13 protein-coding genes and 1 tRNA gene are annotated in these 11,779 nt (G+C 36.4%); 3 read left to right on the forward strand and 11 right to left on the reverse strand.

Going from position 1 to position 11,779, the window contains the following annotated elements; all coding sequences use genetic code 11:
- Positions 1–577 (reverse strand): MauE/DoxX family redox-associated membrane protein (locus JO950_RS19040; protein ID WP_370528129.1); only part of this gene is annotated, 577 nt, incomplete at its 3' end.
- 330 nt (positions 578–907) lie between these two features.
- Between JO950_RS19040 and JO950_RS19045 the strand changes: the two genes are divergently transcribed.
- Positions 908–1,162, forward strand: a complete 255-nt coding sequence (locus JO950_RS19045; RefSeq protein WP_202704059.1) for a hypothetical protein — start codon at positions 908–910, stop codon at positions 1,160–1,162.
- A 107-nt stretch (positions 1,163–1,269) separates the two neighbouring features.
- Here JO950_RS19045 and JO950_RS19050 read toward each other — a convergent pair whose 3' ends face one another.
- Entirely contained in the window at positions 1,270–2,244 is a 975-nt protein-coding gene (locus JO950_RS19050) for a DUF5712 family protein (RefSeq protein ID WP_237732392.1), read from the reverse strand.
- Between the two features lie 4 nt (positions 2,245–2,248).
- The gene (locus JO950_RS19055; protein WP_202704060.1) at positions 2,249–2,797 is read right to left on the reverse strand and encodes a BfmA/BtgA family mobilization protein; all 549 of its coding nucleotides are present in this window, start codon (positions 2,795–2,797) and stop codon (positions 2,249–2,251) included.
- Between the two features lie 1,800 nt (positions 2,798–4,597).
- Between JO950_RS19055 and JO950_RS19060 the strand changes: the two genes are divergently transcribed.
- Complete coding sequence (locus JO950_RS19060; RefSeq protein WP_202704061.1) at positions 4,598–5,077, forward strand: hypothetical protein; 480 nt, start codon at positions 4,598–4,600, stop codon at positions 5,075–5,077.
- Between the two features lie 82 nt (positions 5,078–5,159).
- Here the strand turns inward: JO950_RS19060 and arsB are convergent, their stop codons facing one another.
- The 7 genes from arsB to JO950_RS19095 form a co-directional block, all read right to left on the reverse strand.
- Positions 5,160–6,233 carry an ACR3 family arsenite efflux transporter gene (gene arsB / locus JO950_RS19065; protein WP_202704062.1) on the reverse strand — a complete coding sequence of 358 codons (1,074 nt, stop codon included), beginning with the start codon at positions 6,231–6,233 and terminating at the stop codon, positions 5,160–5,162.
- A 2-nt stretch (positions 6,234–6,235) separates the two neighbouring features.
- Positions 6,236–6,847 carry a low molecular weight phosphatase family protein gene (locus JO950_RS19070; protein WP_202704063.1) on the reverse strand — a complete coding sequence of 204 codons (612 nt, stop codon included), beginning with the start codon at positions 6,845–6,847 and terminating at the stop codon, positions 6,236–6,238.
- Between the two features lie 2 nt (positions 6,848–6,849).
- A complete protein-coding gene (locus JO950_RS19075; protein ID WP_202704064.1) occupies positions 6,850–7,461 on the reverse strand; it encodes a class I SAM-dependent methyltransferase in 612 nt (203 codons plus the stop codon).
- An 11-nt stretch (positions 7,462–7,472) separates the two neighbouring features.
- The gene (locus JO950_RS19080) at positions 7,473–7,940 is read right to left on the reverse strand and encodes a DUF6428 family protein (RefSeq protein ID WP_202704065.1); all 468 of its coding nucleotides are present in this window, start codon (positions 7,938–7,940) and stop codon (positions 7,473–7,475) included.
- Between the two features lie 20 nt (positions 7,941–7,960).
- Positions 7,961–8,293 carry a helix-turn-helix transcriptional regulator gene (locus JO950_RS19085; RefSeq protein ID WP_202704070.1) on the reverse strand — a complete coding sequence of 111 codons (333 nt, stop codon included), beginning with the start codon at positions 8,291–8,293 and terminating at the stop codon, positions 7,961–7,963.
- 166 nt (positions 8,294–8,459) lie between these two features.
- Entirely contained in the window at positions 8,460–8,777 is a 318-nt protein-coding gene (locus JO950_RS19090) for a hypothetical protein (RefSeq protein ID WP_202704066.1), read from the reverse strand.
- 40 nt (positions 8,778–8,817) lie between these two features.
- Entirely contained in the window at positions 8,818–9,510 is a 693-nt protein-coding gene (locus JO950_RS19095; RefSeq protein ID WP_202704067.1) for a nucleotidyl transferase AbiEii/AbiGii toxin family protein, read from the reverse strand.
- Positions 9,511–10,049: 539 nt separating this feature from the next.
- Here JO950_RS19095 and JO950_RS19100 point away from each other — a divergent pair.
- The gene (locus tag JO950_RS19100) at positions 10,050–11,648 is read left to right on the forward strand and encodes a recombinase family protein (RefSeq protein ID WP_202704068.1); all 1,599 of its coding nucleotides are present in this window, start codon (positions 10,050–10,052) and stop codon (positions 11,646–11,648) included.
- Positions 11,649–11,685: 37 nt separating this feature from the next.
- Here the strand turns inward: JO950_RS19100 and JO950_RS19105 are convergent.
- A tRNA-Met gene (locus JO950_RS19105) sits at positions 11,686–11,758 on the reverse strand.
- Positions 11,759–11,779: the final 21 nt, after the last annotated feature.

Genomic DNA, 11,779 nt, shown 5'->3' on the forward strand with positions numbered 1-11,779 from the left:
CATTTCCGGGAAAACGACGAACAAAATTATTCCGGTGGTGGATGATGCTTTCCGATAACATAAATAGCAGGGCAACAATACCAATACTAAAAAGAAAAGTTATCGAAATAGCACTGGCCAGTACAGCAGGTTTTGAAATTAGGTGCACTTTTGGCACCCCTACGGCCAATAGCAGGATACCTGCTGCTGCCAGCATTATGAAAACTGCATTAAAAAAGAAATGTTCTTTCCATCCCAGTTTTTCAAGGATACCTCCACAGGAACAAGGAACAAAAGAACTGTAATTTAAAATAATATAGATGTAGGTGGTAAACATAACCATTAGGCTAAAAGCGCAGAAAAGACCAATTATCCTGTATTTTTTTAATGCAATCAATAGTGCAATCAATAATTCAACTGCAGGCACAATCCATGCAATCGAACCGGCAAAGGCACTTAATAATGGGGATTGTCCCAATTGCACGCGGAAGTTTTCAAAATCAAGCAATTTACTTATTGCGGCATACACAAATAGTAGGATATATAATAAGCAAATTATATAAACCATTGTTTTTTTAATAGATATAGATATTTTCATGTCTTCACTTTTAAGGTTTTAACGAATCATTGACAGTGAGATACAGGCGTACGAAATCAGCTTAACTTATACGATGTAAGAACAACTAATTATTACATTTTAAATGTTTTATAGGTGCTAAATTAAGTCGATATCTTTGAAGGGTTGTTGTCAAAAACGATGTAAAGCTTATCAAAAACGGATTATTATATTCTTTAAGCATTATTCAGCCTGCAAAGGGAAAGCAATATGCCAAAAGTCTGGATGAAAAAAATAAAACTGATAAAATTGATGCTTCTATGCTAGCGCGCATGGGATTGGAGCGCCAGCTTACACCGTGGAATCGTCCCAATGAGAAAGGCTTTATATTTGGCAGGAGTGTGTTCTATTATCCACAACAAAAACCTAAGAACCTATTTCAATCAGTTAAAGGATAAGGGAAAACCGGGCAAGACGGGGATTGTTGCTTTAGAAAGGAAATTACTTGTTCTTATTTACACGCTTTACAAAAATGAGCAGGATTATATTACTGATTATAACAGCGGCATTGAAGTTTGTAATGTTTTTACTGAGAGTACAGAAAAAAATACTCCTCTTAAAAAGTAAGCAGCCCGCAAAAATCGGGCTGTAGTAGATGGTCTTTGCCCTTTGACAGGCATAACCTCTATGATAGACAAATATAATTATTTTTGACGGAATTTATATGTTCGGACTTATATCCCCGGCGGACGTCTTTTTTTCTTTTTTTTCTTCTTGAAGTCACTAATCTGATCTTCCATATTCTCATACATTAAAGGATCGGAAGAAGAAAGAATATCCAATAGACCTTCTGTGGAGAAACCAATCTCAGAGGTGAGCTGTTCCAGTTCCGAACTATTATTTTGGAAAATACCCTTTGTCCTATCAGGGAAAATGGGCCTCTCTGTATCAGTGGGGCTGTTTTGGAGCTGATCCAGTAAATGAATTTCGCGTTTCTGCTCAGGACTGCCATTTTTCATGGTCAGGGCATAGTTCATGGTGTCTTTTAGCAGCCGGTCAAAACCAAACATCTGGTCAAAAATCAGTTCCCCTGAACCTTTAAAAGAGACCCGGTCAAACTGCCCGAGTCTGGCGGAATGTTCTTTATTACTGCCCCGTGAATTGTTCATCGGACTGAGCTTGATTTTGTTTGAACTGTCTTTTCGGCTGACAATGACCTGTACATGCATTTGTTCCCCTGTCTTTAGTTCTCCTGCTTTTACGATTCCTTGTTCTACCTCCGGATCCCTATAGTTGTAATAGCGGTAACGTTCCAGTTTGCCGTACCATAACAGATTTTTGCTGTCCTGTATACCGGGGCGTTTAAAATTACGGGCATACGCATCCATAACACAGACAGCATACTCTTTTAGTTTCTCTTGGGCACCTTGATCCCCGAAACGTTCCTTTAGATAGGTAATTTCTTTTTGGCTTGGACTGATATTGACAAGATAAAACTTTGCATCATTGCGGCCTAGCTTGGCTATGTTGTTATCAATTCTTACCTTGACTTCCTGTAGGATGATCTCGCTGCTTATGGTATTGAACCATAATTCCTTTGCGTGGCCGTTTTCAAGGGCTGCGTGGTTTTCCTTTTCCAGATAGTTTACCAGCTGTCCCGAGCTTCCTTTGTTGTTCCCAGTCTCAGAATCCGTAATGTTGATGTACATGATGCTATAGGTTTTTGAGTGACTGCCTTACGTGTGCTATAAGTTCTTCTTTCTTTGTGCCGGCTGTAGTCCAGCCCATTTCTTCACGCTGGTTTATATAATAATCCAACAATTGACCAAACTGTACTTTGAGCAGTTCTTTCTCCTTATGTACTGAAGCCAAATGCTTGAGGCCATTTAAAATCTGTTCGCTCCGTTTGGTAAGAACAGTGGTCTTCTCACTTTCGGCTAAAAGATGCCTGCCTATTCCTTCGAGAATTTCCATCTGTCTGGAAGAAACGGTTTTTAAATTAGCTGAATCGGTAAACAACGGCAGGAGAAAATCCTTCTCCTGCTGGCGGATAAAAGACAGGATACGGCTGATGCCCGAAGACAGCTCACGCTTGAGCATTTCATCGCCGGGGTCTGCCGGATCTTTCTTGCTTCGGTAAAAGTAATCCGCCATCTGGCAGAAGAGTTCCTTTTTGCTTCGCCCAAGGCTTTTAGACAACTTCTGTATCTTATCATCTGTTTCTTTGGGATAGCGGATACTGTTGGTATCTCTCTCTTTCATAATATCCTATTTTGTAAATCCAAATCATTCATTTTTTAAGTACCGGTATACCCTCAGGTATACCTTTTGCCCTATATCGACAAGCCCCAAAGGCTGTGGATATACCCAGAGTATACCCAAAAACCCCGCAGCCTCAGCAAAGGGGCAAGCGAGTAGGGCTCTGCTCAACTCCCGCTTGCTTTTTTCAAAACATATTAAAAACGCAATAAAATCTTTACAAAGTAAAGACAGGATGGTAAAAAGAGTATAATGTGTAGTATTGCCAAAGACTGCCGCCAAATGCCATAGAGAGCCTTTAGTCTTAATAAAGCGTATATTATTGGTCTGCCTTGCTAAAAAGAGGGGGGAATTAGGTTTTTGTAATAGTATCCTGCTATAGTCCCGCGACAGCTTTAAATTAAAGTCAGTATGCAAAGTATTTAAGAATCGCTCTGTCTGAAACAGATTTTTAAATACCACATGATATTTCAAGTTGTTAAATATCAATCGCATATAAGCAGTCGGCCCTTTTAAGCGTCTGAAACCCTTAGTAACAATAATTTAAAATTTATTGTTATTATGAAACGTAAAAAAAGTAAGAGAACTTTTCTACCGGGTAAAAGCCTAATGGGTATGAAAAAAAAGCGTAAGCCCGAAAAAAAGGGCAAAATCAGGAAAAACACAGGAAATATACTGCTGACTCGTATATATCCTCTGGTGAGGTTAGTTATTGATATTTATAACTACTTCAATTAGAATTTAAAACCGAGAAGCTTGTCATAATCGATAAGCTTCTCTTAATTTAAACCTTTTGATATTGACCAAAATTCGATTTAAACTCATGCTGTATTATTTCAATATGCGTAAATAATGCCAGTGTAAAATAGTATATTTCATCAAAAGAAACTGATTTATATCCTTTTCATTTTTGAATTAGTATAAGGAATATTACTGAAACTAATTTTAAAAGGAGGTATTATCGGAATCCTTTTCGATAATTAAGAATAGGAATAAATTTGGCAGCCATGAAGGCTGCCCGCGAGTGGCTTTATAGCTCAAAAGATTATATGATAGATAGGATGCAATCTTATACAACATCCTGAAATAATGCAGACGTGTTCCAGTCATATTGATAACTGTCAGGAATATAGATTACCGGAACGGTAACTTATATATTTACATATTCATGTACTTGCGTAGCTACGTATTTGCATAGCTATATATGTACGTAGCTATATATAAACGCATGCATTCGCGGATTCAAGCACTCTTTCATGTATTTGTGACTTCATGTATGCATTCATGCAAGCTTGCAAGCCTGTAGCTATGCAGCCATGCACACACGCCTGCAAGTCTGCAAGCTTGCACTACTATATATAAGTAAATTTTAAAGGCTAATTGTACATGTATGCAGATTGAAATATTCACATGTGCTTTTAAAACTATAAAGTTATAAAAATGCTTTAGCAGAGATTGGCAGTAGAAGTTCCAATAAAAATATATAATTCCAAAAGAAAACAGAAAAACCGAAAAAAAGAAAAAGAAAGCAATTCTACAGGACGGGTTGTGGGCAGGCCAAAAGGAAACGGAATAAGTCCCGTAAGGGTGGATTGCGAGAATACGAGCAAGACATTATGCCGTAAGCTTTTGGTTAGCCAAACAACCCGCCCTAACTTCGTTTTCTTTTTATTATTTCTTTGGATAAAATATAAAGCCCAGCTAGTCCCAAACCGGACATACCCAACCAATGAAAACCTTAAAGCGCCTTAAAGCGAAACCTGAAAAGTATAATAATTACCTTCTTCCTTAAAATCAAAGATCATGAAAAAAGATAAGCATAAGGGCAAAGCTAAGAAAGAAAAGAAAAAAACTGTTATTGAGCCAAAACCTGAAGAGGTAAAAAAGAATGAAATTAAAAAAACGAGCAATAGAAAGAGAAACCCGTTTATTCAGATGGACAGAGGCGGAAACATTTTTACCAATTTTTTCTCGAATTTTTTCAGACAGCTTAGAAACCCCACAAAAACTGGACTGCCCAAACTATTAGACAAACTGCTGGTTATTAAAATTGAAGAAAGTGAAAAGAAGTCTGCACGGAAACCTGAAAAGCCTTTGGACATAATGGGTTCGGTAAAAACGGTTTTACATTATGTAAACAACAGCGGGAATAATAATTTAAGCCCAAGTGAAAAAGAATCGCTGAGACAACGTACAAACCAGCCTTTAGATATTGCCGTTAAGATGGAACAGAATAAAGAAGAGCAGATAAATGAACCAAAAAGAAAACGTTTAGGCATGTAGTTCTAGTTTTTCCAGCAGACTAAAAAACAGGCAGAAAAACCCATCTGAACACTATAACTATATCCAGTGATAGGGTTTGTCCTTATGTGGTTTGAAGACTGTAATATTTTTTTCTAAACCAAAAAGCGACATTTACCAGAGCAATTAAGGCAGGTACTTCTACTAATGGACCAACAACACCGGCAAAAGCCTGTCCGCTGTTAATACCAAATACACCTATGGCAACTGCAATGGCTAATTCAAAATTATTACCGGTTGCAGTAAATGCAATGGCAGTTGACTTTGAATAATCGGCACCAAAATATTTTCCAATGAAAAAACTGATTACAAACATCACTACAAAATAAATTACTAATGGAATTGCAATACGCACTACATCCATTGGGATCTGTATAATAAGCTCTCCTTTCAGGCTAAACATCAATACTATAGTAAACAGCAGTGCTATAAGCGTTATTGGGGAAATAAAAGGGATGTATTTATTTTGAAACCATTCCTCTCCTTTCAGTTTGATTAAACCGTAACGGCTAATTATTCCAAGCGCAAAAGGGATTCCTAAATAAATGCCGACACTTTCTGCAATTTGGTCAATGCTGATATTTACATTGAAGCCTGTATATCCAAAATAAGGAGGTAAAATGGTTATAAATACATAAGCATACACGCTGTAAAGAAATACCTGAAAAATACTGTTTAAAGCAATTAATCCTGCTGCATATTCTCTGTTGCCGTCAGCTAAATCATTCCATACCACTACCATGGCGATACAGCGTGCTAATCCGATTAAGATTACTCCAATCATGTATTCAGGATAACCTTTTAAGCATAGTAATGCCAATACAAACATTAAAATTGGACCGACAATCCAATTTAGGAATAAGGATGCTCCCAATACTTTTGTGTTTTTGAACACTTCTCCCATTTGTTCGTATTTTACTTTTGCCAGTGGAGGGTACATCATAAGAATTAACCCAATCGCCAAGGGAATGTTAGTAGTTCCGCTTGAAAACGAATTAATAAATCCACTACTTGATGGTATTAAATATCCTACTATGACGCCTATAATCATGGCGAGAAATATCCAAAGGGTCAAAAACTGATCAAGAAAACCTAATTTTTTTCTTTCTAATGCTGGTGCACAATTATTTACCGACATACTTATTTTTTAATTTGTGAGAATACATAAAACATTTCAGTTCCGATTTGAAGACTGCGCTCCTTGTATATTTCTTCCTGCTGTGGTGTGTTATCAGAAACTTTTGGATCTTCAAAAGTGATTGGGATACGTTTCTCTGCGCCTGGAATAAATGGACAGCCTCCATCGGCTTGTGAACAGGTCATGATAGCTGCAAATTCACCTTTCGGATTAAATTCATCATCGTAGGTTTTGGAGAAGCCGATTATTGGATTTTCATTTTCTCCATATTTTATGAAGTAAACAGGATTGCTTCCTTCAGCAATGGTATTGACTTTAAACCCTTGTTGTATTAGTGTCGTAGCTACCATAGGAAAGAGTGCTGTAGCTTCTGTACCTCCAGAATAACAAAATACATTTTTGATATTATAATAGTTAGCTGCTGTCTGTGCCCAAACTTGAGACAAATGGCTTCTTCTGGAATTATGGGTACAAATCAAATTAAGTCGTACTTCCTGTTGATTGGTTATTTTGGCTTGAATAAATTCGATTAATGGCTGTAATGTTTGCTTTCTGTCTTGGGTCAGGTAACCAAAAGATAAAGAATCAATTGTTTTTGTTAAATCTGCGTACATTCTTATTTCTTTTTAAAATTACAAAAAATGAAGTTCTGTACCGTTTCAAATGGAGTATGATGATTTTCTGTAAAACATTCAGTTTTATCAAAAGTATCGGAAAAAATCAACTCAAGTTTTGATTCGGAATATTGCGTTATTTCCAATCCACTGCATTTTAAAGGACCGGATTCTGAAAAAGTTCCCATAAAAAGATTGGCTTTTTCTGTTGTAGATTTCTCAACAATTGCTTTATATGCTTTTATTTCCTCTTTGGAAGTTAAAAAGTGGAATGAAGCCCGGTCATGCCAAAAATCAAATGCCTCTTCGGGTTTAAAATCCAAAATATCCGAAACAATAAACGTTACATATTGAGATTTCTCACCTAAACGATTTTTGATCCGGTTAATGGCATTTTCTGAAATATCCAAAAGAAAAAGATTAGTATATCCTAATTCAATCAATTTATCAGTCAGGTAGCTGTCACCGCCTCCAATATCAATAATTTTTGCGTTTTTTTGTAAATTAGCTTTTAAAATACCATTTACAGAAGTTTCAGGATTTGTTTGATACCAGCTTACTTCAGTTTCTTTTTTGGTGGAAAAGACGTTTTCCCAATGTTCTTTTTTACTCATAGGTGTTTGTGTTAACAACAGTTCCCATCAGGAGCACAACAAGGCTCACTGTTTTTATCTGATAATCTTACTTTTTGCTTTTCAGCGGGAATACCGCAATTGTCCTGAGCTAGGCAAGCAGTCTGTTTATTTAATAAAATGAAGTTTTTACCATTAAAGTCTAGATCATACTTACCAATGGTGGTGTCCTGATATTCCACTTCAATTTCATGATCTTCAATGCCCAAAACTTTTTCTGAAAGCTCAATAATATGAATCAGCTTTTGAGGCTTAAGTCGGTGTTCGTAATCATTGGCATCCCAAAGCTGGAAGTTTACAACGTTTTCCTTTCTTACAGTACCACCGCAATCAATAAAGTTTTTAGTTATCAAACCAACTTCGGTTACGTGGAAATATTCCGGGACAAAAGTTCCGTTTGGCAGTTCAAAGTTTACAGCTTCAACCTTCGTTAGTACTTCTTTAATTTGTGAAAGTTTCATAATATATGTATTTTAAAAAGTTAACAGCAATCATTTTTCTTTTTCTCAAGATGACTGCTTATGTGTTCAAAAAAACCTTTAATTTTCTCTAAGCCAGGCTCATTAATACAATAGCAGATAGAATTGCCATCTATACTTCCTTTAATTAAACCAGCGTTTTTAAGCTCCTTAAGATGTTGTGATACTGTTGGCTGAGAAAGAGGCAATTCATTTACTATATCCCCGCAAATACAGGTATCAACCTTTAAAAGGTATTCCATTATGGCTATTCGGGCAGGATGTCCTAGTGCTTTAGCCAAAACTGCAAGTTCGTTTTGATTGTCTGTAAAGTGATCTGTTTTAGTAGCTCCCATCGTTTTATATTTATATTGCAATATTACGATAAATATTTTGATAAAAAAATTAAAATAAATTTTTATGCTTCCTTTTTGAAAAAGTGCCAAAAAAAAGTCTTTAAATATTCATGTTTAAAGACTTTTCACTTTTAAAGAGAAAACTTAAATTCCTCTGAAATAATAACTATATCCAGTGATAGGGTTTGTCCTTGCGGTTGAGATAGCAGTACATTTCTTCCTTTTTAAGTTCCGGAAAGAATTTAAGGGCATCTTCAATTGCATAGTTAGGCAGAAAGTAAATCTCTTCACGGATAGCCTTAATTACTTTTTCACGACCATAAAAGTGGACGATCTCGTCAATTTCATTCTGGCCACCACGCTCTACAATACGAGCAATGACAGCAAGATAGGCTTTCTGCCAATCTAATTTGTCAATTTTTGTATCCCAAAAGAATTTGGGATGCAGGCTGGGTATCTGTTTGTGCGTTTCTGACTTTTTCATACTATAAATTTAATGATTTTTAATGATTTAAACAACGTTTTTACCTTCGAAAATCCCTTCCTTTCTTGGGATTTTCAATTTTATTGTCCTGGTTCTGAATTGCGAATTTCAGCTCTGGATCAGCGACAGCTTTTTTTAGACGTTCAGACATCTTTATCCAGTTTTTCTCTTTTCCTTTAACCATTGAAACATCGTATTCTTGATTGATATTTCCAAAATAACTAAGGGCATGCTTTGCCCAAAAGGCATCTCCTTCGTATTTTCTTTCATAAGCCTGAAGATAGAATTTCAGGGGATTGTGTTCCAGAAGAAAATACATATCCACAAAATCTTTTAACCTTTGTCCGTTTTGAAAAATTGCATGGAGTTTCATAGCTCCAATATCTTCATTGGAAATCATACGGATTCCTTCTGTATTTTCAACAGGATTCAGAAGAGGGTATTTGTGGGTTACAATATCAACTTTGATATCATCGATGTAGGTAAGAACTGTATTGTTGTATGTTCTGCTTTCCTTTTCATCTGCACCATAAGTATCATGCAGATATCTGAGCATCATCTGCGGGTTAAAATCTTCTGTTATAAAAAGATCTATATCCACTGATAAACGATGTCCTATTCGTAAAGAGAGTACTGTACCTCCAACCAGTACATATTCTTTCAATTTTTCATCTTTCATAAGCTTTTGCAGAAGTTCCCACATCTGACCGCTGACTGTTTCTTTGTAAAGCATAATTTCATGTTTTTCATGAAATTAATTTCGAAAAGAGGATGTTCTTACAAAGTGTCCTGTGATGGTTGTGTTTGGCTATGAATGTCTAAAGTAAATCCAAAGCGACATAATAAACCAAATGCTTCCACATCCTGTAATATCAGGGTATACAATCAATTCAAAGTAGAAAAGAAAAAAGCAAGTTTTGTTTCTCAAAAAATGATAAGAATGGCCAATGATAGCCAAAAAAAACCTTTCAAAGCCTCAGCATCTTAATACGTGTTTCTTCCTAATAAATTTAGTCAGACAGACGATGTTAACTAGTAATTATGCAGAGGTATGAATGATCTTAAGTTAAAAAAAATATCGACAGAAGAAGCATTCCAAAGAATGAAAGATGCTGGAATGGAAGTAACATACGAGGAAGTTATTTTAATAATGGAATTCCTATATGTTTTAACGTATTTTGTTGTTAGAAAGCACTTTAAACTCCCTTAGTTTGCTTATCTTTATGCCGTTAAAAATCAATGTTGGCAGTTGTCAATAAAATATTCTATGCTATGAAAAGAGCAATTTTATATATCAGGGTTTCAACTGATGAACAGGCAGACAAAGGATACTCACAACGTGACCAGGATGAGCGCCTGCGCCGGTATTGTAATAATCAAAATATACAGATTGATAAAGTAATTTTTGAAGATCATTCTGCAAAATCCTTTAAACGGCCAGAATGGGAGCGTCTGCTTGAAGGAGTTAAAAAACGCACGGCAAGACCAGACTATATACTTTTTACAAAGTGGGATCGCTTCAGCAGGAATGCCGGAGATGCTTATCAGATGATTAATCTGCTTAATAGCTTAGGTATTGAACCGCAGGCTGTTGAGCAACCACTTGATTTATCCGTTCCTGAAAACAAAATGATGCTTGCAATATATTTGGCTGCTCCCGAAGTTGAAAATGACAGGCGTGCTTTAAACACATTTTATGGAATGCGACGTGCTAAAAAAGAAGGCAGGGTTTTAGGTATGGCTCCATTTGGTTATATAAATCGAACAACAGAGAACGGTAAAAAATATATTGCCATTAAGCAACCTGAGGCGAGCAATATACAATGGGCGTTTAAAGAAATGGCTAAAGGTATTCTGGCTGTGGATCAGGTACGTCAGGCAATTAATAAGAGAGGCAAACAGATTAGCAAAAGTGCTTTTCATGTATCTCTTCGCAATGCTGTTTACTGTGGCAAAGTCTTCATTCAAAAACATAAGGATGAGGAGGCACATTTTGTAGAGGGTCAACATGAACCATTAATTTCAGAAGCACTGTTTTATAAGGTTCAGAATATCATTGATGGAAATATACGTCAAAAACGCCCGCAAACTAAAATTTCATCTGACGACAACTTACCCCTACGAGGGTTTTTAATATGCCCCGAGTGTGGTAGGAATCTGACTGGCAGCGCTTCAAAAGGTTCAAAAGGAGGTTATTACTACTATTACCATTGCATTCCAAAGTGCGGCTTTAGAAAAAGTGCCGTTAAGGCAAATCAAATCTTTCAGGACAATTTGGAGAAATACGAATTTCCGATTGTTATTCAGGAAATCTTACATGAAGTTATGATGATCAACTACAAAAGCTTTGGATCTGTTTTCGACAATAGACGTGGTGCCATCGCGTTGGAAATTGACAGATTCAATGCAAAACTTTCAAAGGCAAGAGATCTGCTTTTTGATGAGAAACTAGATGCAGATGATTACAGAGAAATCAAAGAGGAATGTAAAAAAAACATTGAGGCTTTAGAGGAAGAACTATCCGCATTAATGTCAGAACAAAAAAATCTCAATATAAAGAGAAATCTTGAATCTGCACTAAATGTGCTTTCTAAGCTGTCAAATGTCTATAAAGAAGGAGATATAGAGACTAAGCGACAAATTATAGGTTCGATATATCCTGAAAAACTGCTTTTTGACGGAAGCACGTATCGAACCCCAAGAGTAAATGTTGTTGCACAGTCTATTTTGTTGATTAATAAGGCTTTATTAGATAAAAAAAACCGAACAAATAAGTCGTTATCTTATTTGTCCGGTCTTGTAGCGGGAACAGGACTCGAACCTGTGTCCGCCGCGGCGGATATGAGCCCGCCAGTTTTTGCTTTGAAATAAAAAAAAACACCACTTGTTGAAGTGGTGTTTTACTTAGTAGCGGGAACAGGACTCGAACCTGTGACCTTCGGGTTATGAGCCCGACGAGCTGCCTACTGCTCTATCCCGCGATGTTTCGGGTGCAAAGATAC

This window comes from Flavobacterium sp. UGB4466 (assembly GCF_903469665.1).
In the GTDB taxonomy this organism is placed as follows: domain Bacteria; phylum Bacteroidota; class Bacteroidia; order Flavobacteriales; family Flavobacteriaceae; genus Flavobacterium; species Flavobacterium lipolyticum.